The 21921-nt window shown below is 55.3% G+C and carries 29 protein-coding genes; 17 read left to right on the top strand and 12 right to left on the bottom strand.

What is annotated here, in order from left to right:
* Window positions 1-98, top strand: a 98-nt coding sequence (locus tag FHC51_RS14380; protein WP_000851394.1) for an IS1 family transposase, incomplete at its 5' end; no start/stop codon positions are given.
* Window positions 99-112: 14 nt separating this feature from the next.
* Here the strand turns inward: FHC51_RS14380 and FHC51_RS14375 are convergent.
* From FHC51_RS14375 to FHC51_RS14335, 10 genes are read right to left on the bottom strand one after another with little or no spacing between them, the layout of a single operon-like run.
* On the bottom strand, window positions 113-1969 hold the full coding sequence (locus FHC51_RS14375; RefSeq protein ID WP_220435842.1) for a DNA cytosine methyltransferase: 1857 nt from the start codon (window positions 1967-1969) through the stop codon (window positions 113-115).
* Complete coding sequence (locus tag FHC51_RS14370) at window positions 1966-2223, bottom strand: hypothetical protein (protein ID WP_220435841.1); 258 nt, start codon at window positions 2221-2223, stop codon at window positions 1966-1968. The genes FHC51_RS14375 and FHC51_RS14370 overlap by 4 nt, the downstream gene beginning before the upstream one ends.
* A complete protein-coding gene (locus FHC51_RS14365) occupies window positions 2223-2405 on the bottom strand; it encodes a hypothetical protein (protein WP_220435840.1) in 183 nt (60 codons plus the stop codon). Before FHC51_RS14365 ends, FHC51_RS14370 begins: the two co-directional genes overlap by 1 nt.
* Window positions 2402-2815, bottom strand: a complete 414-nt coding sequence (locus FHC51_RS14360) for a hypothetical protein (protein ID WP_220435839.1) — start codon at window positions 2813-2815, stop codon at window positions 2402-2404. Before FHC51_RS14360 ends, FHC51_RS14365 begins: the two co-directional genes overlap by 4 nt.
* Window positions 2812-3123 carry a hypothetical protein gene (locus FHC51_RS14355; RefSeq protein ID WP_220435838.1) on the bottom strand — a complete coding sequence of 104 codons (312 nt, stop codon included), beginning with the start codon at window positions 3121-3123 and terminating at the stop codon, window positions 2812-2814. The genes FHC51_RS14360 and FHC51_RS14355 overlap by 4 nt, the downstream gene beginning before the upstream one ends.
* Window positions 3124-3126: 3 nt before the next feature.
* Window positions 3127-3546 carry a PerC family transcriptional regulator gene (locus FHC51_RS14350; RefSeq protein WP_032651376.1) on the bottom strand — a complete coding sequence of 140 codons (420 nt, stop codon included), beginning with the start codon at window positions 3544-3546 and terminating at the stop codon, window positions 3127-3129.
* 15 nt (window positions 3547-3561) lie between these two features.
* A complete protein-coding gene (locus FHC51_RS14345; protein ID WP_156126864.1) occupies window positions 3562-4107 on the bottom strand; it encodes a replication protein P in 546 nt (181 codons plus the stop codon).
* Window positions 4019-5011, bottom strand: coding sequence for a DnaT-like ssDNA-binding domain-containing protein (locus FHC51_RS22950; RefSeq protein ID WP_039028971.1), 993 nt, complete (start codon window positions 5009-5011; stop codon window positions 4019-4021). The genes FHC51_RS14345 and FHC51_RS22950 overlap by 89 nt, the downstream gene beginning before the upstream one ends.
* A 51-nt stretch (window positions 5012-5062) precedes the next feature.
* Window positions 5063-5617, bottom strand: a complete 555-nt coding sequence (locus FHC51_RS14340) for a toxin YdaT family protein (protein WP_039028970.1) — start codon at window positions 5615-5617, stop codon at window positions 5063-5065.
* A 9-nt stretch (window positions 5618-5626) separates the two neighbouring features.
* Entirely contained in the window at window positions 5627-5839 is a 213-nt protein-coding gene (locus FHC51_RS14335; protein ID WP_032651371.1) for a helix-turn-helix transcriptional regulator, read from the bottom strand.
* A gap of 102 nt (window positions 5840-5941) precedes the next feature.
* On the opposite strand from FHC51_RS14335, the gene FHC51_RS14330 reads away from it, so the two are divergent.
* The 8 genes from FHC51_RS14330 (at window position 5942) to FHC51_RS14300 (ending at window position 11975) form a co-directional block, all read left to right on the top strand.
* Window positions 5942-6349, top strand: a complete 408-nt coding sequence (locus tag FHC51_RS14330) for a helix-turn-helix domain-containing protein (RefSeq protein WP_039028969.1) — start codon at window positions 5942-5944, stop codon at window positions 6347-6349.
* Window positions 6350-6630: 281 nt separating this feature from the next.
* Window positions 6631-6753, top strand: coding sequence for a hypothetical protein (locus FHC51_RS22945; protein ID WP_255584864.1), 123 nt, complete (start codon window positions 6631-6633; stop codon window positions 6751-6753).
* Entirely contained in the window at window positions 6750-6932 is a 183-nt protein-coding gene (locus tag FHC51_RS14325) for a DUF1482 family protein (protein WP_032651367.1), read from the top strand. Before FHC51_RS22945 ends, FHC51_RS14325 begins: the two co-directional genes overlap by 4 nt.
* A gap of 164 nt (window positions 6933-7096) precedes the next feature.
* Window positions 7097-7432 carry a hypothetical protein gene (locus tag FHC51_RS14320; RefSeq protein ID WP_220435837.1) on the top strand — a complete coding sequence of 112 codons (336 nt, stop codon included), beginning with the start codon at window positions 7097-7099 and terminating at the stop codon, window positions 7430-7432.
* Window positions 7433-7435: 3 nt separating this feature from the next.
* Window positions 7436-7777, top strand: coding sequence for an Rrf2 family transcriptional regulator (locus FHC51_RS14315; protein WP_220435836.1), 342 nt, complete (start codon window positions 7436-7438; stop codon window positions 7775-7777).
* Window positions 7778-7914: 137 nt separating this feature from the next.
* Complete coding sequence (locus tag FHC51_RS14310; protein WP_220435835.1) at window positions 7915-10569, top strand: exonuclease; 2655 nt, start codon at window positions 7915-7917, stop codon at window positions 10567-10569.
* A 52-nt stretch (window positions 10570-10621) separates the two neighbouring features.
* The gene (locus FHC51_RS14305; RefSeq protein ID WP_032617596.1) at window positions 10622-10867 is read left to right on the top strand and encodes an excisionase; all 246 of its coding nucleotides are present in this window, start codon (window positions 10622-10624) and stop codon (window positions 10865-10867) included.
* Entirely contained in the window at window positions 10848-11975 is a 1128-nt protein-coding gene (locus FHC51_RS14300) for a site-specific integrase (protein WP_149335803.1), read from the top strand. Before FHC51_RS14305 ends, FHC51_RS14300 begins: the two co-directional genes overlap by 20 nt.
* Window positions 11976-12092: 117 nt before the next feature.
* Here FHC51_RS14300 and icd read toward each other — a convergent pair whose 3' ends face one another.
* On the bottom strand, window positions 12093-13343 hold the full coding sequence (gene icd / locus FHC51_RS14295; protein ID WP_220435834.1) for an NADP-dependent isocitrate dehydrogenase: 1251 nt from the start codon (window positions 13341-13343) through the stop codon (window positions 12093-12095).
* 117 nt (window positions 13344-13460) lie between these two features.
* Here icd and rluE point away from each other — a divergent pair, with 117 nt between their 5' ends.
* The 8 genes from rluE (at window position 13461) to FHC51_RS14255 (ending at window position 21267) form a co-directional block, all read left to right on the top strand.
* The gene (gene rluE / locus FHC51_RS14290) at window positions 13461-14132 is read left to right on the top strand and encodes a 23S rRNA pseudouridine(2457) synthase RluE (protein ID WP_220435833.1); all 672 of its coding nucleotides are present in this window, start codon (window positions 13461-13463) and stop codon (window positions 14130-14132) included.
* Window positions 14125-14598: an NUDIX domain-containing protein gene (locus FHC51_RS14285; RefSeq protein WP_220435832.1), complete on the top strand. Its 474-nt coding sequence runs from the start codon at window positions 14125-14127 to the stop codon at window positions 14596-14598. Before rluE ends, FHC51_RS14285 begins: the two co-directional genes overlap by 8 nt.
* A 41-nt stretch (window positions 14599-14639) precedes the next feature.
* Complete coding sequence (gene mnmA / locus FHC51_RS14280) at window positions 14640-15749, top strand: tRNA 2-thiouridine(34) synthase MnmA (protein WP_139157103.1); 1110 nt, start codon at window positions 14640-14642, stop codon at window positions 15747-15749.
* A gap of 27 nt (window positions 15750-15776) precedes the next feature.
* Window positions 15777-16406, top strand: coding sequence for a high frequency lysogenization protein HflD (hflD, locus tag FHC51_RS14275; protein WP_220435831.1), 630 nt, complete (start codon window positions 15777-15779; stop codon window positions 16404-16406).
* Window positions 16407-16425: 19 nt separating this feature from the next.
* Window positions 16426-17796: an adenylosuccinate lyase gene (gene purB, locus FHC51_RS14270; RefSeq protein WP_103179175.1), complete on the top strand. Its 1371-nt coding sequence runs from the start codon at window positions 16426-16428 to the stop codon at window positions 17794-17796.
* Window positions 17797-17920: 124 nt separating this feature from the next.
* Window positions 17921-18592 (top strand): two-component system response regulator PhoP, encoded by a 672-nt coding sequence (gene phoP / locus FHC51_RS14265; protein ID WP_039028964.1) that lies wholly within the window; start codon window positions 17921-17923, stop codon window positions 18590-18592.
* Window positions 18593-20056: a two-component system sensor histidine kinase PhoQ gene (gene phoQ, locus FHC51_RS14260; RefSeq protein WP_220435830.1), complete on the top strand. Its 1464-nt coding sequence runs from the start codon at window positions 18593-18595 to the stop codon at window positions 20054-20056.
* 89 nt (window positions 20057-20145) lie between these two features.
* Window positions 20146-21267 carry a cupin domain-containing protein gene (locus tag FHC51_RS14255; protein ID WP_220435829.1) on the top strand — a complete coding sequence of 374 codons (1122 nt, stop codon included), beginning with the start codon at window positions 20146-20148 and terminating at the stop codon, window positions 21265-21267.
* A gap of 139 nt (window positions 21268-21406) precedes the next feature.
* Here the strand turns inward: FHC51_RS14255 and FHC51_RS14250 are convergent, their stop codons facing one another.
* The gene (locus tag FHC51_RS14250; protein WP_220435828.1) at window positions 21407-21898 is read right to left on the bottom strand and encodes a transposase; all 492 of its coding nucleotides are present in this window, start codon (window positions 21896-21898) and stop codon (window positions 21407-21409) included.
* Between the last annotated feature and the right edge of the window lie 23 nt (window positions 21899-21921).

The raw sequence follows: 21921 nt of genomic DNA, 5'->3' as shown, positions 1-21921 counted from the left end.
TGGCAAGGCTGGGACGGAAGTCACTGTCGTTCTCAAAATCGGTGGAGCTGCATGACAAGGTCATCGGGCATTATCTGAACATAAAACACTATCAGTAAGTTGGAGTCATTACCTAAGCAGCCCACTCCCGTTGTTCGCACATCTCCGGCAAATTCACCCTTACCAGCGCTTCAGCGAACGGCGGCGGCACGGCGTTGCCGCAGCGGGCCACCTGCTTATCCTTCGCGTACTTCACGCCGCGGTAGTCCTGGTCGATGATGTACCACTCCGGAAAGCCCTGGGCGCGGTACAGTTCCGCTGGCTGCAGCATGCGCATGCCGATATCCACGATGCGATATACCACGCCATCCACAGTCACCAGCCCGTCAGAATCCACGCCGCAATACTCCCGCAGGAATGCCAGCACCTGCGCCGCGCGCTGCTCGTCATAGCCACCCGTCGCCAGGCTGGTTTCAACATTCCCGACATGCAGGCCGCCCGTGGTTAACCCCGGCGCTGGCGCATCAACCACCCGGCCGTCGCGGCAGGTGCCGCGCAGCATCACCAGATGAGAAGTGACCGCAGCGTGGTGATTGCCCGTTGTAACAGTGTGCGCAGGCTGGTCAGCGGCCCCGCCTGGGTGACCAGTGTTATTGACCATCAGGTGCGCTGCGACAACGGCGTGATGGTCGACAGTCGTTACTGAGTGCGTGGGTTCATCCAGACCTATTCCTGCCCCCTGATAATTCCCGCCATAATGTTTAACCAGATTTGCGGCCACCAGCTGCGATTTACCACCACCACCAGCAGTGATCGTGGCGCTCGGTTCGTCGGCGCGGTGCCCAGTGCTGGCACCGAACTGCCGGGCAACCAGCGGGGCCAGTACGGGCGCGAGGACATTGGTCCGGTTCTGCGTAAGCAGAGTGAAGAACGGTTTGTTAACCGGGCGCGGCCTCATCTGGAATTCAGACCCACCGGTACCAGCAAACAGCGGAGCCATCACTGGGGTGGCGATCGCATAGCCATGCGTTTTGGTGATGGTCTGCAGCGGTTCTGCCAGCCCCTGCCCGCGGAAGCAGTCGTATTTTCCTTTCGTCGTGGTGTGATTGCACTTCACGATGAACGGCGATGCGCTATCAATCACGAAGCGCTGGATGCCGCGGGCGATGCGCTTGAGCGTGTTCTCCGCCAGCGGCTTTTTGCGGTCGAAGATGGACTGTGCCGGGATAGACCAGTCGATACACTCGGCAGCTGTGCGCCATGGCGCCAGCTTTCCACCCTGTACTGCTGTCGTTTTCGGGTCGCCGTGGGTCGGTTGCGGCCAGGTCACCGGCACACCGTCGCAGCGCATCACCATGAAGAACCGCTTCCGGATGGTCGGCGCGCCAAAGTCGCACGCGCGCAGCTCGCGGTAATCGACGGCATAGCCCAGCCCGGCAACCAGTTGCTGCGCCTGCTCACCGTCGGCGGCAATGCTCAGGAACTCGCAGCACTCTACCAGCGCCGGATGCCCGGCGGGGATGCCGCCGGACAGCATGCCGCAGAACGCCTCAAAGGTTTCTCCAGCGCGTTCCGGGTTCGGGCGCTGCCCGCCGTCTGCCGATACGATAAGCGGGCCCCACGTTTTGAACTCTTCCACGTTCTCCAGCATCATCACGCGCGGGCGCACCGCCAGCGCCCAACGAATGACGATCCACGCCAGACCACGAATCTCTTTCTCCACCGGCTTCGAGCCTTTGGCCTTCGAGAAGTGACGGCAGTCCGGGGAGAACCACGCCAGCCCCACTGGGCGGCCAGCGGTCGCCAGCAGGGGGTTTACATCGAAAACGGATTCGCAGTAGTGCAGCGTGTCCGGGTGGTTTGTGGTGTGCATCGCCACGGCGTTCTCGTCGTGGTTGATGGCAATGTCCACGCTGCGGCCGATCGCCAGCTCAATACCCGTACTCGCCCCGCCGCCACCGGCAAAGTTATCAACGATGATTTCTCTCACGCGTATTCCTCCATGGCGGCAGCCAGCGACCGGGCCGCGGTAACGATGGCCGGTACCGGCATTTTCTCCAGCCACATGCGGTTGATGTGATGCTTTAGGCGGCGCTGGTGATGCGCCGGGAGATCCCCGGCGTTTTCAACTTGGCCGTATACAATGCCCACCTCGGCAGGCCATATGGTTTCTGTCACATCCACCAGCAGCAGGCTTTCAAGTTCGACGATCCGCTTTGTTGCGTATTGCAGCATATGCTCCATCAGTTCACCTCAACGCATTTGATGTTGTTGATACGCGGTGACGTTTCATTCCAGGAGCGCTCCCGGTCTGCAACGGCCAGTGCTTTTATGGCCGCCTGGCACTGAGCCATGTTCTCCATCGGCTCGACCTGCATGTTCATGCTCTGGCTTGATAAAACCATAATCAGGAAGACGTAGCTCATTGGGCTGCCTCCCACGGATACTGATAATCGCCATTTGCAAATACCATGTTGATGCGATGTGGAACCTGCATCGCAATATCGGGATGCATATCCCTGAATCGAACGCAGTGGAGCTTGTGCAACCACTCGTGAGCGTCAGCCGCCCTTCCCCACAGCGTCATGCCGGCAAGTTGGATGATTTCGTTTATCGGGCAAATATCTACCCGACAGTAATGCCCCGTCATGTGCTCCCGCATTTCCTTGGCTGCCTTCATGAAAAGTGTGGCCTGCATGGGGTTGGATAGGTCGATGTATGGGAACACGACCATGTCGAATGCGTTTCGCTTTTTTTCATGCATTCGAACTAACGTAGGGAACTGATTGGAAACGCCAATTCCGAAAAACGACTTTACTGCCTGAATAGCGCTCATGCTGATGCTCTCCCCCAAACCATTAAAACTCGCTTCATTGCGGCGCTGTTCCGGCATACGTCTGCAATGCTGGACCGCTGGCGCGCCACCGCCATTGGCTTGATGCGCGCTTCCCCGCCTGGCTGCATGACGTAGACCGGGTGGCGGCGCTGGCCGATGTTCTTCACAGCACCAGCAGCAACGAGATGCTCCAGCAGGCGACAGGCCTTTTTGCTGTCGCACCCCAGCAGCCGGCGAACCTGACGCGGGGTGATCTCACCGCCGTGCTGGATAGCGCGGATGATTGTCCAGAGGTTGTTACTGGCCATCGGCTATGCCCTCCCCGCCTGGCGCAGGCACTCTTTGCGGCGTTTGGCGATACGGGCAACCTCCACAGAACTGCAGGCAATGCCGAACATGTCCGAATACACCGCTGCAGCGCGGCGCCACAGCCCCTTTTCTTCCAGCGCCTTCGCCTTCTGCTCGGCAGCCTGCATCTTGATCGGGTCGCTTTTCTCCTCCATGCACGGAAGGATCACATCCGGAATGTCGGCATGCGGTACCGCCGCATAGGTGTACTGAACGCTGTTGCGGGAGCGGGTTATCACTCCGTCGTCACTCAGTTCGCGCAGCAGCTTGCCCGCTGTTGCACCTGACATATCCAGTGCTTCAGAAACGTCGCCAACGGCGCAGTTCGGTTGGTAGCGCACAAAAACTGCCACCTGCTCTTTCTGGGTTAATGGTTTGGTCATTGGTCATCACTCGATTTAGTTGGTTAAACCTGCCGCTTTGCGGCGCTTGTACTCTTCCATCAGCAGCTGTGCCGGAGTTGGCCCTGCCGGGTGCTGCGGTGCTGCAAGCTGGCGGCGAATCGGCGGTACCGAAAGGCCGTTACTGACGTGCTTGCTCCACTTGGTTAACAACTTCTCTGCCAGTTTCTTCAGTTCCCCCTCTGTCATCTGGCGCTCCACGCCCGTTCTGCGCATCTCAATGCAGATGTGGTACAGCACCGGCTGCGGCCACGGATATTTATCGCTACCTGAGTACCGGTAGGACTCGTTACGCCAGCGGCGGTACTCACTCATGACACTGTCGGACGTCAGGCCGAAGTGGTTGGCACCGCTCTCTGAAACCAGCGATACAAACTCAGCGAGATCTGGCGGCCATGTGTTGCCAGCGGCACAACGCTCCATGCACTGCTGGCAGACCAGCTTGATTTGCTGCTCATTCATCGAACCGATTTGGGCTATCCAGAGCGCCGAAGGCTCCGCCCCATTCTTCTGCGTCCACCGGTTCGAGAATATTTCCCCCATGACCTGCCACAGGCGCCATGCCGTTTCCGTTGCCATCAAGTCCATTACGGCGGCGCCACTCTGCGTGGGCTGACTGAATCTGCTGAACAGCCCTGGATGCTGTAGGCTCTCCCCGAACTCCTGCATTGTCTTTACCTCCGGTTTCCGGTTGTTTTTTCGATCTCACCAGCACGATGTGCCGTGCGAATTTCTGTTCCCACTGGACCTGCGTGAACACCTTCCCTTCTGACTCCCAGTACGATGCGAACTCAGCGAGCTCCGTTGGGTGGTAAACAGGTTCTGGTAATGCGATCCCCCACATCGCGGCGCGCTGGCGAAAATCTCTGGATGGCAGCCACGCGCTGGTCATAGTGAATTTACCGATCGGCTCATCCAGCCCTTCGAGATATCTCGGCTTTTGAGGTTCGTCCTGATGAGGCTGAACCAGGTTTTTGTCTTCGCGCTCGCTAAGAGAGGGGGTTATTACTTTCCCTTCCGTATCCGTATCCGTATCCGTCAGTGAGGACTCATTGATAACTCCATGAGGGCTCACTGAGTCCTCACTGATTCCACCTTCGTTTTTTACTTCGGGCTCAGTGAGTGCAAGCGGCGACGGTATTTTTGTGGCTGATGGACGATTGATTTTCTGATGCTTGGAAAAGCCCTTAATGCACAGGTAATCACTACCACTCACTGAATACTCAATGAGCAATCCATGAGTAATCAGCTCGCAGATGAGCGGCTCGCAGTCGATACTGTCTGCCGGGAATATCTGCATCTTGATGCGCTTCGGTGATCGTTCCAGGCAGCCCAGGTCATTAGCGAAATTAAACAACCCGATAAACAGCAAGCGGGCTGGAATTGAACACTCCACCACCTTCTCATCTGTCCAGAATTCAGGTTTCACTGTTCTGATACGGGCCATCTATATCCTCGTATTAACCAGCAAAGCTGGTAGTCATTGGTCAAAACTCGATTACAAGAACTGTGGCGCTACGGCACTAATACTTGCCAGTAGTGGTCCCGCCGTATCGGATGGCAAAAGGCTGAACAAAGCTATTGCTGCTTCACGGATCTCCTTTTCCAGTTTCTGCAAAGGAGCCCCAAGTAGCTTCGCCTGTAGGGCCTCGCTGCATTCTTTCATTGCGCTTGCCTCTAATTCGGCTTCGGTTTTACCCTGGCGAAGGCCATGCTTTCTGGCGATTTCAATCGGCATGGCGATGCTGATTGCGTTAGCGAGCTTCATGACGTAACCCGTGTACTTAGTAGAGTTGGTTTCGTTTTTCAGGTAACGATAAAGGTTCTGTTTATTCACAGTGATGCCTCGCCCGCCCTCTTTTGCCCACTGTTCGGCCACCTGCTGGGTAACAACGTCCTGAGCCTGACCGGGAATAGTAAGTTCCCATTCCCGCACTGCTGTCAGGATCACCTGGCGCCGTAAATTGTCTCTGCGGCGAGGTTCATACTGATTTTTAGTTTTCAGCGGAGCGATAGCCTTTTGGTTATCATGCTCATATGTAATGGCTTGCATTTGAACTCCTTAACCATCTGTTAGTGGTGGGAAAACCTCATCTAATGAACAGCGTGCCCCCAGAGCATTTAGCGCGGCTACGATACGGCGGGAGTCTTCCAGGCTTGGCGTTCTCAGATTCGATTCATAGTTCGCCAAACGCGGTTGGTTCCAACCAATCTGTTGTGCAAGCGCCAGCTGGGAAATGTTTGCTTTTTTGCGATAGTGAGAAATTAGGTTCATCCGACTCTCCTGTAAGATGTGAACATTATTCACATATCGTGAATTGCATGTCAACATAATCGTGAATCGATAAAGATTCACTATGCGTGATAAAATCGACTCATGAAGACAATTGCAGAACAGATCGGCGAGCGTATTAGAACGCTGCGCATTCAAAAGGGATTGAGCCAGGCCCAAGCTGCAAAGTTATGCGGGTGGTCAGCTGCGTCTCGTCTCGCCAATTACGAATCCGGGTTGAGGAACGTTGGTGCTGACGATGCAATGGTTTTAGCCAGAATATTAGGCACCTCACCAGGCGAACTGCTTTTCGGTGAGCGTGGTGATGAAGATAAATGGCTTACAGAAAAACAAAGAGTAATGCTCAATTTGTTCAAACAATTACCTGAAACTGAGCAAGACAGAATGATTGATATCTTCCAGGTCAGGCTTAAAGAAATTGATGAATACGTTGAGAAGTACCTTCGCGGAAGATTCAAGCCAATGGATGACCAGTCTGATACAAATAGCTAATTAACTCATACCATCCATAACCAGCCACCCGGCTGGTTTTTTTTCGTCCTTAAATCAAAATCCTCACGTTTTGTGAAAAATAAAATTCACTTTTTGTATTGACGTGATATTCACGCCATGTGAAACTTCGAGCACACCAAGCAGCAAGTAAGTCATCCAGGCAGGACGCCCACGTAGTAGCTGCCGGCGGCATATGAAACACCGGATGAGATGACAAAACTATCGCGCAGCAGGCTTTACCGTTCCGTCGGCCAGACGCAAAGGGCAACAAGGAGATAACCATGATTGACTACGCACGCATCCCAGTTAAACAGCAGGCTATTCGCCTCAACATCGTTGAAGTTCTGATCCGCAAGTTCTGTTACTTCATGGCGCAGAAAGGCAATCCAGAGCTCAACGCATGACCTCGTTTTTCGCCTTAATCGTTACCGTCTGCGCCCTCACCGGGGAATGCTCAGACATCATGCTCGGCGTTTATAACACCGAGGCGGTTTGTGAAGCAGCTGCCGCAGAGCAGCACGTGAAAGGACAGTGTTACCCGTACAAACCGGCTGACGACCAACAGCCAGCGTTACATTTTTAATCGAGTTTCGACCAATGGCTGTTGCCAGCCTGATGCCAGGTGCACATGGCATCGTGATGGTAATCCCGCCATCTCAACCAGACAGGAGTCGATGACCTGTTCTGGTTAAATTGGAAAAGTTCTCTTTGCCCGTCGCCCGTGGCGGGCCTTTTTCCGGAGGATTTATGTCAGCGAACGAACTGGCATTGCGATACAGCACCGCACCGGCAGAGGAGTTAATCGGCTTCCTGCCTGTTCTTGAAGTTAAAGAAGCGCTGCGCAGTGAAGTTGAAGAAGACGTTATGGATGAAGTCTGGCAGGAGCACCAGTTTGAAATGAAGGCTGTTGAGGAGCAGACCGAGGAAGCGAACCGCCTGGCTCAGAAGTTTGAACTGGTAGCGGAGACGTTCGGGACGGCGATTAAGCTGGCACTGACCCTTCCATACGGCGAAGCGATTCAGGTTCTGCAGGATGCCATTGAAGATAACCCTGGCTACGGCCGGGATCCGGTGAAGGGATAGACCATGGAATTTGGAATGAAACGAGTGATGGCGTCTGTCCAGGCTGTTGCAGTTCTGGACAGAATCTACTGCGGCACACCAGTTCCGCTGGCCACATTGAGTAAAGAAATGAAGCTCTCGGTTTCCTACCTGGAGCAAATTTTTAAGCGACTGCGCAGCGGCAAGCTGGTCACCTCGCACAGAGGACCGGGCGGCGGATATAGCCTTCGTGAAGGTGATATCTCAGTTTCAGCAGTCATCCGCGCAGTCAGCAAGATCCCGTCGAATACCACGTTCGACCCGGTGCTTGATGCACTTGATGGAGTGCTTATCTCTCAGCTGGCGAACAAGCCCAGCGCCCAATAAGCACAAAACCCGCGCAAGGCGGGTTAAGTACCCGGTCAGCCGACCAAAGCTTTCCGGAATCGAGTTTTGACCAATGACCACTACCTAAGCAGCGCTCATTAGCTGTTGGGTATCTTACACCCAAAAGAGGCTCCACCATGGAATTTTTTTATCAGATTAAGGCAACCCAGAAATCAGGTAAGCAAGATGCAGTGATTTGGTTCACGGCGAAAAGCGAAGCGCGCGCAGCCCTGACACTCGATGTTGCACTGGAAGATGCTGGCATCGAAACTGGCCGCGGTAAGGACTACGCCAAGCCTGTCCGCACCGACATGCCAGTTATTAACGCTCTGCCAGAGGAAGGCTCCGTCTGCTTTGAGTTCTGTAAGCGCTACGCCCTGGCCGACGACCAGCGCACATGGAACGTGATCCCCGATAGCAAAACCTCTGATTCAGCGACTGCCGAAGAACAGCAACCGGCTTATGCCTTAGACCAGTTACGTGCCAAATTTGTGACCCCGCGCCACACTCTGCCAGCAGTCCCCAGCGATGCAGATAACCCTGCCGCGACGGTAACCTCCGCTGATACTGCAAATGCCTGCAGCACTTCCCTGCTTGAAAACCGCACCCCGGCTGTCCGCTTCGCCGTCCATCTGTTGGGTGACAAATACGTTTCGGAGATCAGCCAGGAACAGCAGATCGTCGCAAACGAACTGACGACCGATGAGGGAAATGCTTACTTCCAGAATCTGCTGCAGGCCAAAAATGACGTAGCTGATATTAGCGATCTCAGCCTGCATGCCGAGTGGAAACTGGTGCAGGCCGTCAAAGACGTTTTCCCGCAGGACAAAGAACACGAATCCGGGCTTCTGGCCGCCTTCATGTCGGGCTGGATCAACGCCGAGGATCGTAACCAGCTGGTTGAGGACTGGAAGAGCGGCAAGCTTCCAGCCAAGGATGAAGCCCCAAAACCTCTGTATGAACATGGCCTGAAGATCAGCGAGCATGATGATGGTGGTGCCCACTACCCCGTCTGCAAAATGCCTTTCCGCAAACAGCTGCTTGCCCAGCTGACGGTAGACGAACTGCGCCACCACATCACCCGCAGCGAGAATGCAGAGCTGCACGCACTGGAAATGGATACCGACAATGGTTATGTCCAGGACCTGCTGCTCGCTGCTGAAAATTTTGCAGAAGTTAAGGCTTTCGACACCAAAGATCTTTGGCGCTACACGAACGCCATCCGCAAAGTGTTCAGCATGGAAAAGCGCCATGAGCTGGGCCTGCTTTTGCAGTTCACAAAGGCATGGGTAACCACCCCATATATCGACCGCGGTATCCTGACGCGTGAATGGCTCGCCGGCAACCGCATTAACCTCGTGCAGCGTACTGACGCTGGGACCAATGCCGACGGCGGGTATGTAACTGACCGCAGCTCTGATGCGCACCATACCCTGGATACCCTTGATCTGGAGATCGCCTGCGCCCTGCTTCCGATGGACTTCAACCATCAGGAGATCCCGGGCGGCATTCTCCGTCGCGCGAAAGAGATAGTGTCGAATAAAGAGGAAGACTGGAAGTCATGGAGCAAGATCCTGCGTAATCAGCCCGGCATTCTGGCAGTGAACCGCGCGGCCATCTTCAACCTGGTGCGCATTGCGCCGGAGAATATCCACCTGACGCCTGCTGCGCATCTGGAGTTCGTGAACCGGACAATGACAGCTGAATTCAACGCTGCAACTGAGCTGTTGCCTCTCCCGGCCACACAACCTGAGGAAACCCAAACTGCTGAAGAACATCCACTGCCGAAATGGGCAGAGGCGGGTGAGCAGAAACTCGCTGATGAGAGTGAAGCTGAAACGCAGACCCTGCCGAAGTGGGCGAACGCCGCTACCAGCCAGCCACAGGTCGCAAACCTCGGTGACGGCATGTTCTCCATCGAAGGCCTGATGAACGAAAAACAACCAGAAAATGATGACCGTTCATCGGTTACAGAGGAGACCACCAGCGATGTGCAGATGGAAGAGACTGACCCGGCGGAAGGAGAAACTGGTGACGCGGTTCCGCCAGGCGAAAGCGTTGATGCAACTGATCCGCAAACAGATGCCGTAGCTGAGACTGTTTGCACCGGCTGTGGCGGTTGCCCTGACTGTGGCGCCGCGGTTGGCAATGCAACCTATGCGGCGATGGAAGGGGATCTGAAAGAGGAACTGGAGACGCTGGGGGCTGACACCTCAAATCCGCAAACCATGTTCACGCACCTGATGGTGGATCTCGAAACCATGGGTAAAAAGCCAGGCGCACCGATCGTTTCAGTTGGTGCAGTATTCTTCGATCCGTCAACCGGTAAGGCTGGGGCAGAGTTTTACCAGGTGATTAACCTCGAATCGTCGATGTCTTTCGGGGCCAGGCCGGACGCCAGCACCATCCTCTGGTGGCTGAAGCAATCGCCGGAAGCCCGATCTGCAATCGTGGTGGATGATACGGTCGGTCTGGTGGAAGCGCTTGAGCAGTTCCTCGATTTCATTGCTGAAAACGCGGCTAACGGGTCGAGGAGTGTTCAGCTCTGGGGGAATGGTAGTTCGTTTGATTGTTCTCTTCTGGAAGCGGCATTCGAGCTGGCCGACACACCATTCCCGATCCCGCACTGGAACTACCGGGACGTGCGTACCGTCGTCGAACTGGGCAAAGCTATTGGGCTGAACTCTCGATATGAAATCCCTTTTGAGGGTGATCAGCACAACGCTCTGGCGGACGCCCGTCACCAGGTCAAATACGTTTCGGCTATCTGGCAGCGCCTGACAGCAATCTGATTAGAATATTTCAGCCAATGGCCCGTTACTGGGCCATTATGAGGTAAAGCATATGATCCAGATGTTAACTCTCGAAGAGTGGGCCGCTGAAAAATACAGAAGCAACCCTCCAAGCGTGTCGACACTTCGACGTTATGCGAAACAGAACCAGTTTTCTCCACCAGCAATGAAGCAGGGCCGCTTATGGCGCGTTCGTGAGGATGCTGAGTTGGTAGGGGAACTGGCCGCGCCGGTAGTTAAGAAGAACGACTCCATATTGCTGCAAAGGATTTTGAACGATGGCTGCCAGACCACGTAAAAACAATGTCTCTGTCCCGAACCTTTACCCTCTCTACAGCAGGAAGGTGAACAAGGTTTACTGGCGCTATAAGCATCCAATCACCGGCAAGTTCCATGCGCTGGGCACTGACGAAGTGGAGGCCATTGCGATTGCTACTGAGGCAAACGCGCGTCTGGCAGAACAGAGAACCCGGCAGATTTTGGCGATCAGTGACAGGATCGCCACAAGCAAAGGAAAAGCGATCACGGTTTCAACATGGCTCGACCGATACTGGAAAATTCAGGAAGAGCGCCTGGCTTCAGGTGATATTAAATTAAACACATTCAAACAAAAAAATAAGCCAGCGGCTCTACTGCGTGAACGCGTTGGTATGAAATTGTTGCCATCCGTTGATGTACGCGATATCGCCCAAATTCTTGATGAATATATTGCGGCGGGTCAGGCGAGAATGGCTCAGGTTATTCGAACCGTTTTGGTCGATATATTTAAAGAGGCGCAACACGCAGGTGAGGTTCCCCCGGGTTACGATCCTGCGTCAGCCACTAAAAAGCCCAGACGTAGAATCACCCGGCAGCGACTTAGCCTTGAGGAATGGCAGCGGATTTTCGAGATTGCAGACGCCAACCACCAATATATGGGTAACGCTATGTTGCTGGCTTTGGTAACCGGCCAACGCCTGGGTGATATTTCGAGGATGAAATTTAGCGATGTCTGGGATGATCAGCTGCACATTATTCAGGAGAAAACAGGAAGCAAAATCGCGATCCCGTTATCGCTCCGCCTGAACGCCATCAACTGGAGTTTGCGGGATGTTATATCGCGCTGTCGTGATTATGCGGTTAGCCCTTACCTTGTCCATTTTTTCAGGGCAACGTCGCAAGCAGAGCGTGGTGCCCAGGTTAAAGCGAACACACTCACAATGAATTTTAGTAAGGCCCGGGATAAGGCAGGGATCGACTGGAGGGAAGGAACGCCGGCGACATTCCATGAGCAGCGATCGCTATCGGAACGTCTTTATAAGGAACAGGGAATTGACACTAAAAAGTTGCTCGGCCACAAGTCACAGCAGCAGACCGATCGCTACAACGACGACCGCGGGAAGGACTGGACGACAATCGCGATATAGGATTTTTGGGTGGGGTTTTGATAACTTGTTTTGATAAAATTTTGATAACCGTTCGAAAGCTAATAATAAAAAACGGGAACCAACAGGCTCCCGTTTGCATACAACCCGAAATACGGATTACATGTTTTCGATGATCGCGTCACCAAACTCTGAACATTTCAGCAGCTTAGCGCCTTCCATCAGACGTTCGAAGTCATAGGTCACGGTCTTGTTGTTGATCGCGCCTTCCATACCTTTAACGATCAGGTCTGCGGCTTCGAACCACTCCATATGACGCAGCATCATTTCTGCGGATAGGATGATAGAACCTGGGTTCACTTTATCCTGACCAGCATACTTCGGTGCGGTACCGTGGGTGGCTTCGAACAGCGCGCACTCGTCACCGATGTTCGCGCCTGGTGCGATACCGATACCGCCAACCTGCGCCGCCAGGGCGTCGGAGATGTAGTCACCGTTCAGGTTCATACAGGCGATAACGTCGTATTCAGCCGGACGCAGCAGGATCTGCTGCAGGAACGCATCGGCGATGACATCTTTAATGATGATCTCTTTGCCGGTGTTCGGGTTCTTGATCTTCTGCCATGGGCCGCCGTCGATCAGCTCGCCACCGAACTCTTCCGCCGCCAGCTGGTAACCCCAGTCTTTGAACGAACCTTCGGTGAACTTCATGATGTTGCCTTTGTGAACGATGGTCACAGAGTCACGGTCGTTGGTGATCGCGTACTCAATCGCTGCACGAACCAGGCGCTTGGTGCCTTCTTCGGAGCACGGCTTGATGCCGATACCGCAATGTTCAGGGAAGCGAATTTTCTTCACGCCCATCTCTTCGCGCAGGAACTGGATCACTTTCTCGGCTTCTGCGGAGTCCGCTTTCCACTCGATGCCCGCATAGATATCTTCGGAGTTCTCACGGAAGATAACCATGTCGGTCAGTTCTGGGTGTTTAACCGGGCTTGGGGTACCCTGGTAGTAACGTACCGGGCGCAGGCAGACGTACAGGTCGAGTTCCTGACGCAGAGCAACGTTCAGGGAGCGAATACCGCCACCAACTGGGGTAGTCAGCGGGCCTTTGATGGCAACGCGGTAGTCACGAATCAGGTCCAGCGTTTCAGCTGGCAGCCAGACGTCCTGGCCGTAAACATGGGTAGATTTTTCACCGGTGTAAATTTCCATCCAGGAAATTTTACGCTCGCCTTTATAGGCTTTCTCAACAGCGGCATCCACCACTTTCAGCATCGCTGGGGTTACATCAACACCGATACCGTCACCTTCGATGAACGGGATAATCGGATTGTTTGGAACGTTCAGCTTACCGTCTTGCAGGGTGATCTTTTTACCTTCCGCCGGAACAACTACTTTGCTTTCCATTAACCTCTCCTTCGAGCGCTTCTGGTTGTTACTGATCTTATGTTAATAATTTGTAATGAGCCCACCGATAGTACCTGAATGTCTGGCGCCATGAAAGGCATTCGTTATTAGGCTATAATGCGGCAATTGATAACGTCTGAAAATACCATGCAGAAAACTTCTTTTAGAAATCACCGGGTTGAACGATTCAGCACCCGACAAGCGTCCAGACCACGCAAGCAACGCGCGCCAACACGCGTCGTTTTGTTCAATAAACCTTACGATGTCCTGCCGCAGTTTACCGACGAAGCCGGACGCAGCACGTTGAAGGATTACATCCCCGTTCAGGGGGTCTATGCCGCAGGCCGACTCGATCGCGACAGCGAAGGGCTGATGGTGCTCACCAACGACGGCGAGCTGCAGGCCAGGCTCACCCAGCCGGGAAAACGCACCGGCAAAATCTACTATGTGCAGGTCGAGGGTGTGCCGGACGACGCGGCGCTAAGTGCTTTACGTAACGGCGTTACGCTGAACGACGGCCCTACCCTGCCCGCAGGCATTGAGCTGGTGAATGAGCCAGAGTGGCTCTGGCCGCGCAATCCGCCGATCCGCGAGCGCAAATCGATTCCCGTTTCGTGGATCAAAGTCACCCTTTATGAAGGCCGTAACCGCCAGGTGCGGCGCATGACGGCGCATGTCGGCCATCCGACGTTGCGCCTGATCCGCTACGCCATGGGCAATTACACGCTGGATAACCTCGCCAACGGTGAGTGGCGGGATGTTACCGAACAAGGAGAGCCTCATGTTTAAACCGCATGTCACAGTGGCCACAATTGTCCACGCCCAGGGCAAATTTTTGGTGGTGGAAGAGACCATCAACGGCAAAGCGCTCTGGAATCAGCCTGCGGGCCACCTTGAAGCCGACGAGACGCTGGTCCAGGCGGCGCAGCGTGAGTTGTGGGAAGAGACCGGCATTCATGCCAGGCCGCAACATTTCATCCGCCTCCATCAATGGATCGCGCCGGACAAAACGCCGTTTATCCGTTTTTTGTTCGCCATTGAGCTTAACGAAACGTGCGCCACTGAGCCGCACGACAGCGACATCGATCGTTGCCTGTGGGTGGATGCCGACACCATCCTCAACGCAACAAATCTGCGCTCCCCGCTGGTTGCGGAGAGCATTCGCAGCTATCTGACCGGCCAGCGTCTGCCGCTGGAGACCATCGGCGAATTTAACTGGCCGTTTACAGAGGGTGTCAATGCCGGGGGCGCGTGATAGAATACGCCGCCTTGAAGTTCAATGTCGTGAGTATTCCAATGTCTGAAAGCCAAAAAAAAGTGATCGTCGGCATGTCCGGCGGCGTCGATTCTTCCGTCTCTGCCTGGCTGTTGCTGCAACAGGGCTATAAGGTTGAAGGCCTGTTCATGAAGAACTGGGAAGAGGACGATGGCGAGGAATACTGCACGGCCGCCGCGGATCTGGCTGATGCCCAGGCGGTATGCGACAAGCTCGGCATTGAACTGCACACCGTCAATTTTGCCGCAGAGTACTGGGATAACGTGTTCGAGCATTTCCTGGCTGAATACAAAGCTGGCCGCACGCCAAACCCGGATATTCTGTGCAACAAAGAGATCAAATTTAAAGCCTTCCTCGAGTTCGCCGCTGAAGATCTGGGTGCTGACTACATCGCCACCGGCCACTACGTGCGCCGCGCGGATGTCGACGGCAAAAGCCAGCTGCTGCGCGGGCTCGACGGCAACAAAGATCAGAGCTACTTCCTCTATACCCTCGGCCACGAACAGATTGCCCAAAGCCTGTTCCCGGTGGGTGAGCTGGAAAAACCAGAAGTGCGTAAAATCGCAGAAGAGCTGGATCTGATTACCGCGAAGAAAAAAGACTCTACCGGCATCTGCTTTATTGGCGAGCGCAAATTCCGTGAGTTCCTGGGCCGCTATCTCCCTGCCCAGCCGGGTAAGATCGTGAGCGTAGATGGCGATACCATCGGCGAGCACCAGGGGTTGATGTATCACACCCTGGGCCAGCGTAAGGGCCTCGGTATCGGCGGTATCAAAGAGGGTAGCGAAGATCCGTGGTACGTTGTCGATAAAGATGTCGAAAACAATATTCTGATTGTGGCCCAGGGTCATGACCATCCGCGTCTGATGTCCGTCGGGCTGATTGCCCAACAGCTGCACTGGGTCGATCGCGAGCCGTTGAAAGGCACGCTGCGCTGCACGGTGAAAACCCGCTACCGTCAGACCGATATCCCCTGCACCGTGACTGCGCTTGATGACGAACGCATTGAAGTGCGTTTCGACGAGCCGGTCGCCGCCGTGACGCCGGGTCAGTCTGCTGTCTTCTACAGCGGTGAAATCTGCCTTGGCGGCGGTATCATCGAACAACGCCTGCCGCTGACCGCGGTTTAATGCGATAACACACAGAAAGGAGCAAGTGTGGCGAAGAATTATTATGACATCACCCTGGCGCTGGCGGGAATTTGCCAGTCTGCCCGTCTGGTGCAACAGCTGGCGCATCAGGGTCACTGCGATGCTGACGCGCTGCACGTTTCGCTCAACAGCGTCGTGGATCTGAACCCCAGTTCAACCCTCGTCGTGTTTGGTGGTAGCGAAGCGAATCTTCGTCTCGGTCTGGAAACCTTGCTCGGCGTGTTAAATGCTAGCAACCGTCAGGGGCTCAACGCCGAACTGACGCGTTATACCCTCAGCATGATGGTGCTGGAGCGTAAGCTGAATGCCGCCAAAGGGGCGATGGATACCCTCGGTGAGCGCATTACCGGCCTGCAGCGCCAGCTGGAACATTTCGAGCTACAGTCCGACACCTTACTCAGCGCCATGGCGGGCATCTATGTGGATGTTATCAGCCCACTGGGTCCGCGCATCCAGGTGACCGGCTCCCCTGCCGTATTGCAAAGCCCACAGGTACAGGCCAAAGTACGCGCCTCCCTGCTCGCCGGTATTCGTGCCGCGGTACTGTGGCAACAGGTCGGCGGTGGCCGCCTACAGCTAATGTTTTCTCGTAATCGCCTGACTACTCAGGCAAAACAAATTCTTGCTCATTGTTAACCTCCCGGAGTTGCGAACTATGGAATTATCCTCACTGACCGCCGTTTCCCCTGTCGATGGACGCTACGGCGATAAAGTCAGCGCGCTGCGCGGGATCTTCAGCGAATATGGTCTGCTGAAATTCCGTGTACAGGTTGAAGTACGCTGGCTGCAAAAGCTGGCCGCGCAGGCAGCAATCAAGGAAGTTCCTGCTTTTGACAGCCAGGCAAACGATTACCTCGATAAAATCGTCGCAGAGTTCAATGAAGAAGATGCTGCGCGCATTAAGACCATTGAGCGCACCACCAACCACGACGTGAAGGCGGTTGAGTATTTCCTGAAAGAGAAAGTGGCAAGCGTCCCGGCCCTGCACGCGGTATCAGAATTTATTCACTTCGCCTGCACCTCAGAAGATATCAATAACCTCTCCCACGCGCTGATGCTCTCTACCGCGCGTGAAGAAGTGGTGCTGCCATACTGGCGCAAAATCATCGACGCGGTAAAAGCCCTGGCGGTGGAGTATCGCGATATCCCGCTGCTCTCCCGTACCCACGGTCAGCCTGCAACCCCGTCCACCATCGGCAAAGAGATGGCGAACGTCGCCTACCGTATGGAGCGTCAGTATCGCCAGCTTGAGCAGGTGGAGATCCTCGGTAAAATCAACGGCGCCGTGGGTAACTATAACGCCCACATCGCAGCCTACCCGGAAGTGGACTGGCACCAGTTCAGCGAAGAGTTCGTTACCTCTCTGGGGATCCAGTGGAACCCGTACACCACCCAGATTGAGCCGCACGACTACATTGCCGAGCTGTTTGACTGCATCGCGCGCTTCAACACCATTCTGATCGACTTCGACCGCGACATCTGGGGTTACATCGCCCTGAACCACTTCAAGCAGAAGACCATCGCCGGTGAAATCGGCTCATCCACCATGCCGCACAAGGTCAACCCAATCGACTTCGAAAACTCCGAAGGTAACCTGGGTCTGGCAAACGCGCTGCTGCAGCATATGGCCAGCAAACTGCCGGTTTCCCGCTGGCAGCGCGACCTGACCGACTCCACCGTGCTGCGTAACCTGGGCGTGGGCATCGGCTACGCGCTGATTGCGTATCAGTCTACCCTGAAGGGTGTGAGCAAGCTGGAAGTGAACCGCGAGCGTCTGCTCGACGAACTGGATCACAACTGGGAAGTGCTGGCGGAGCCAATCCAGACCGTAATGCGTCGCTATGGTATCGAGAAGCCGTACGAAAAACTGAAAGAGCTGACCCGCGGCAAGCGCGTGGATGCCGAAGGCATGAAGCAGTTTATCGACGGTCTGGCCCTGCCAGAAGAGGAAAAAACCCGTCTGAAAGCGATGACCCCGGCAAACTACATCGGTCGCGCCATTGCGATGGTTGATGAGCTGAAATAACGCTTTTTACCCTCTTTCCGCCCGGAAAGAGGGTTCCTTTCCCCCGGTTTACGAAATGTTTATCCCCGCCGCAACATAATCAGCGTTAAACTACTCTGACCATTCATATTAGGGAGAAGCGATGATGCGCGTACTGGTTGTTGAGGATAATGCGTTGCTACGTCATCACCTGAAAGTTCAGCTTCAGGAGATGGGGCATCAGGTGGATGATGCTGAAGATGCCAAAGAAGCCGATTACTATCTCAATGAACATCTGCCCGATATCGCCATCGTTGACCTGGGTCTGCCTGATGAAGATGGTCTGTCGCTGATCCGCCGCTGGCGCAGCCACGATGTCTCTTTGCCGGTACTGGTTTTAACCGCCCGCGAAGGCTGGCAGGATAAGGTTGAAGTGCTCAGCGCCGGTGCCGATGACTACGTCACCAAACCTTTCCATATTGAAGAAGTTGCCGCCCGCATGCAGGCGTTGATGCGCCGCAACAGCGGTCTGGCCTCGCAGGTGATCTCCATTCCGCCGTTTCAGGTCGATCTCTCCCGTCGCGAACTGGCGATAAATGACGAGGTGATTAAGCTGACGGCTTTTGAGTACACCATTATGGAGACGCTGATCCGTAACAGCGGCAAGGTGGTGAGCAAAGATTCCCTGATGCTCCAGCTCTACCCTGACGCGGAGCTGCGCGAAAGCCACACCATCGATGTTCTGATGGGGCGTCTGCGTAAGAAAATTCAGGCGCAGTACCCGGAGGATGTCATCACCACCGTGCGCGGGCAGGGCTATCTTTTCGAATTACGCTAAATGAAAAATCTCCTGCGTCACTTTCTGCCGCTGTCGCTGCGGTTTCGATTCCTGCTGGCGACAGCAGTAGTGGTGCTGGTGCTCTCCCTGGCCTACGGCATGGTCGCGCTGGTGGGCTACAGCGTCAGTTTCGACAAAACTACCTTCCGCCTGCTGCGTGGCGAAAGCAATCTCTTCTATACCCTCGCCAGATGGGAAGACAATAAAATCAGCATCGATATGCCGGAGCATCTGGATCGCCAGAGCCCGACCATGTCGCTGATTTATGATGAAAAAGGCAAGCTGCTTTGGGCCCAGCGCGACGTGCCGTGGCTGATTAAAAGCATCCGCCCGGAGTGGTTAAGAGCCAACGGCTTTCATGAGCTGGAAGCCAATGTTGATGCCACCAGCGTGCTGGTCGGTAACGACCGGAACATGCAGCGGGAGCTGGCCGAGATCCGCGAGGATGACGACGACAGCGAGCTGACCCACTCGGTGGCGGTCAATATTTACCCCGCGACACTCCAGATGCCCCAGCTGACGATTGTGGTCATCGACACCATTCCGGTTGAGCTTAAACGTTCCTATATGGTGTGGAACTGGTTCGTCTACGTGCTCGCCGCCAACCTGCTGCTGGTGATTCCCCTGCTGTGGCTGGCCGCCTGGTGGAGCCTGCGCCCTATCGAGTCGCTGGCGAAAGAGGTGCGCGAGCTGGAAGAACATCACCGTGAAAAACTCGACCCGAACACTACCCGGGAACTCACCAGCCTGGTGCGCAATCTTAACCGGCTGCTGAAAAGCGAGCGCGAACGTTACGATAAGTACCGCACCACCCTCACCGATCTGACCCACAGCCTGAAAACCCCGCTGGCGGTCATGCAGAGCACGATGCGATCCCTGCGCAGCGCGAAGCTGAGCGCCGAAGAAGCAGAACCCGTGATGCTGGAGCAGATCAGCCGTATCTCCCAGCAGATTGGTTACTATCTGCACCGGGCCAGCATGCGCACCGGCAGCACCCTGCTGAGCCGGGAGCTGCACCCCGTCGCCCCGCTGCTCGACAGTCTGACTTCTGCGCTGAACAAAGTTTACCAGCGCAAGGGGGTGAACATTACCCTCGATATCTCCCCGGAAATCAGCTTCGTCGGCGAAAAAAATGACTTTATGGAAGTGATGGGCAACTTGCTGGATAACGCCTGTAAATATTGCCTGGAGTTTGTTGAAGTCTCCGCCCGTCAGGGAGAGGACCAGCTGCATGTTATCGTTGAGGATGATGGCCCCGGGATCCCTCAGGGCAAACGTGACCAGGTCTTCGATCGCGGCCAGCGCGCCGACACATTGCGCCCGGGCCAGGGGGTCGGTCTTTCGGTCGCCCGGGACATTGTGGAGCAGTATGGCGGCAGAATCGAAACCAGCGACAGCCTGCTGGGCGGTGCCCGAATGGAGGTAATTTTTGGTCGCCAGCATCTGACAAGCGACGATAGTTAAACCCCCGGGTGAAAAAAGCGTGATTCTCACACGCAGGCTGCCGAGCTTCCGTTATAATCCGAGTCATTAAAAGCCTGCGGAATATAAATATGGATTATCAATTAGCTCTTAACTGGCCCGACTTTATCGAACGTTACTGGCAAAAACGTCCGGTTGTCCTGAAACGCGGCATCGCCAACTTCGTCGATCCGATCTCTCCCGATGAGCTGGCTGGCCTGGCCATGGAGAGCGAAGTCGACAGTCGTCTCGTCAGCCATCAGGACGGTAAATGGCAGGTGAGCCACGGCCCGTTTGAAAGCTACGACCACCTGGGCGAGAGCAACTGGTCGTTACTGGTGCAGGCGGTTAACCACTGGCACCAGCCCGCCGCAGCCCTGATGCTGCCATTCCGCGCCCTGCCCGACTGGCGGATGGACGATCTGATGATCTCCTTCTCTGTGCCCGGGGGCGGCGTTGGCCCGCATCTGGACCAGTACGATGTGTTCATTATCCAGGGTACCGGCCGCCGCCGCTGGCGCGTGGGTGAAAAGGTGCCGATGAAACAGCACTGTCCGCATCCCGACCTGCTGCAGGTCGATCCGTTTGTCGGCATCATCGACGAAGAGCTGGAGCCGGGCGATATTCTCTATATTCCACCGGGTTTCCCGCATGAGGGTTACTCCCTTGAGAACTCGATGAACTATTCGGTTGGTTTCCGTGCCCCAAGCGGTCGCGAGATGATCAACGGGTTTGCCGACTATGTTCTGCAGCGTGAACTGGGCAGCCACCGCTTCAGCGATCCGGCGGTCCCTTCCCGCGAACATCCGGCCGATATTCTGCCGCAGGAGCTGGATCAGCTGCGCGGAATGATGCTGGAGATGATCAACCAGCCGGAACATTTCAACCAGTGGTTCGGGGAGTTTATCAGCCAGTCCCGTCACGAGCTGGACGTCTCCCTGCCGGAACCGCCGTATCAGCCGGATGAAATCTATGATGCACTTCAGCAGGGCGACAAGCTGGCGCGTCTGGGTGGATTGCGGGTGTTACGCATTGGCGAAGCGGTGTACGTCAATGGCGAGCAGCTGGATTCCCCGCACCGTCCGGCGCTGGAGGCCCTTGCCAGCCATATGGTGCTGACTGCCGATCATTTCGGCGATGCGCTGGACGATCCGTCGTTCCTCGCGATGATGGCCGCGCTGGTGAACAGCGGGTACTGGTTCTTCGAGGACTGAGTCGTTTGTGGGTTGCCGGGCGGCACTGCTTTGCCCGGCCTACAACGTCGTCTGTGACAACGCCCGGTGGCGCTTCGCTTACCGGGCCTACAAAATCGCACCCGTAGGCCGGGTAAGGCGTAGCCGCCACCCGGCTTTTTTATCGCCGCTCTCCGGTGTCAAAATCCTCTATCTCCCCAGCCCAATCCTCCGGATATACTCCATCCCGCACATCGCGATGAAAGGTGGAATATGGCCACGCTTTCACGCGCGTCACATAGCCATGTTTCAGCGGGTTGATATGGATGTAATCTGTATGTCGCCGCAGGTCGTTGTCATCCCGGATGGTATGTTCCCAGAAGCGTGGCTGCCAGATGCCTGACATCCCCAGCACGCGAGTGAAGGTCTTTTTGATTTCTCTCCAGCGGCCGGAGTAATCCGTGTCATTTTCGGGTAACGTCCAGATACAGTGCATATGTTCCGGCAGGATCACCCAGGCATTAATCAGAAAGGGTTTGCGGCGTTTAACACCTTGCGTTGCCGCACGAAGCGTATCGATATGACGCGTCAGCAGATCGCTGCGCCGGTTTTGCAGGTTAACGGTGAAAAACCAGGTTCCGCCTGGCACATAATGTCGACGGTAGTTTGACATATGAGGTTCCCTCCTCATGTGTG

Origin of the sequence: Leclercia sp. EC_58 (genome assembly GCF_019584355.1) — a bacterium.
Taxonomy (GTDB): Bacteria; Pseudomonadota; Gammaproteobacteria; order Enterobacterales; family Enterobacteriaceae; genus Enterobacter.
Note: the sequence above shows the minus strand (reverse complement) of the source record. Positions and strands in the feature narration are given on the sequence as shown.

Excerpts from the sequence above, each read along its gene's own strand:
- FHC51_RS14370 (WP_220435841.1), bottom strand. The coding sequence starts at position 2,223 with ATGGAGCATATGCTGCAATACGCAACAAAGCGGATCGTCGAACTTGAA.
- FHC51_RS14365 (WP_220435840.1), bottom strand. The coding sequence starts at position 2,405 with ATGAGCTACGTCTTCCTGATTATGGTTTTATCAAGCCAGAGCATGAAC.
- FHC51_RS14360 (WP_220435839.1), bottom strand. The coding sequence starts at position 2,815 with ATGAGCGCTATTCAGGCAGTAAAGTCGTTTTTCGGAATTGGCGTTTCC.
- FHC51_RS14355 (WP_220435838.1), bottom strand. The coding sequence starts at position 3,123 with ATGGCCAGTAACAACCTCTGGACAATCATCCGCGCTATCCAGCACGGC.
- FHC51_RS14350 (WP_032651376.1), bottom strand. The coding sequence starts at position 3,546 with ATGACCAAACCATTAACCCAGAAAGAGCAGGTGGCAGTTTTTGTGCGC.
- FHC51_RS14345 (WP_156126864.1), bottom strand. The coding sequence starts at position 4,107 with ATGGGGGAAATATTCTCGAACCGGTGGACGCAGAAGAATGGGGCGGAG.
- FHC51_RS22950 (WP_039028971.1), bottom strand. The coding sequence starts at position 5,011 with ATGGCCCGTATCAGAACAGTGAAACCTGAATTCTGGACAGATGAGAAG.
- FHC51_RS14340 (WP_039028970.1), bottom strand. The coding sequence starts at position 5,617 with ATGCAAGCCATTACATATGAGCATGATAACCAAAAGGCTATCGCTCCG.
- FHC51_RS14335 (WP_032651371.1), bottom strand. The coding sequence starts at position 5,839 with ATGAACCTAATTTCTCACTATCGCAAAAAAGCAAACATTTCCCAGCTG.
- FHC51_RS14330 (WP_039028969.1), top strand. The coding sequence starts at position 5,942 with ATGAAGACAATTGCAGAACAGATCGGCGAGCGTATTAGAACGCTGCGC.
- FHC51_RS22945 (WP_255584864.1), top strand. The coding sequence starts at position 6,631 with ATGATTGACTACGCACGCATCCCAGTTAAACAGCAGGCTATTCGCCTC.
- FHC51_RS14325 (WP_032651367.1), top strand. The coding sequence starts at position 6,750 with ATGACCTCGTTTTTCGCCTTAATCGTTACCGTCTGCGCCCTCACCGGG.
- FHC51_RS14320 (WP_220435837.1), top strand. The coding sequence starts at position 7,097 with ATGTCAGCGAACGAACTGGCATTGCGATACAGCACCGCACCGGCAGAG.
- FHC51_RS14315 (WP_220435836.1), top strand. The coding sequence starts at position 7,436 with ATGGAATTTGGAATGAAACGAGTGATGGCGTCTGTCCAGGCTGTTGCA.
- FHC51_RS14310 (WP_220435835.1), top strand. The coding sequence starts at position 7,915 with ATGGAATTTTTTTATCAGATTAAGGCAACCCAGAAATCAGGTAAGCAA.
- FHC51_RS14305 (WP_032617596.1), top strand. The coding sequence starts at position 10,622 with ATGATCCAGATGTTAACTCTCGAAGAGTGGGCCGCTGAAAAATACAGA.
- FHC51_RS14300 (WP_149335803.1), top strand. The coding sequence starts at position 10,848 with ATGGCTGCCAGACCACGTAAAAACAATGTCTCTGTCCCGAACCTTTAC.
- icd (WP_220435834.1), bottom strand. The coding sequence starts at position 13,343 with ATGGAAAGCAAAGTAGTTGTTCCGGCGGAAGGTAAAAAGATCACCCTG.
- rluE (WP_220435833.1), top strand. The coding sequence starts at position 13,461 with ATGCGGCAATTGATAACGTCTGAAAATACCATGCAGAAAACTTCTTTT.
- FHC51_RS14285 (WP_220435832.1), top strand. The coding sequence starts at position 14,125 with ATGTTTAAACCGCATGTCACAGTGGCCACAATTGTCCACGCCCAGGGC.
- mnmA (WP_139157103.1), top strand. The coding sequence starts at position 14,640 with ATGTCTGAAAGCCAAAAAAAAGTGATCGTCGGCATGTCCGGCGGCGTC.
- purB (WP_103179175.1), top strand. The coding sequence starts at position 16,426 with ATGGAATTATCCTCACTGACCGCCGTTTCCCCTGTCGATGGACGCTAC.
- phoP (WP_039028964.1), top strand. The coding sequence starts at position 17,921 with ATGCGCGTACTGGTTGTTGAGGATAATGCGTTGCTACGTCATCACCTG.
- phoQ (WP_220435830.1), top strand. The coding sequence starts at position 18,593 with ATGAAAAATCTCCTGCGTCACTTTCTGCCGCTGTCGCTGCGGTTTCGA.
- FHC51_RS14255 (WP_220435829.1), top strand. The coding sequence starts at position 20,146 with ATGGATTATCAATTAGCTCTTAACTGGCCCGACTTTATCGAACGTTAC.
- FHC51_RS14250 (WP_220435828.1), bottom strand. The coding sequence starts at position 21,898 with ATGTCAAACTACCGTCGACATTATGTGCCAGGCGGAACCTGGTTTTTC.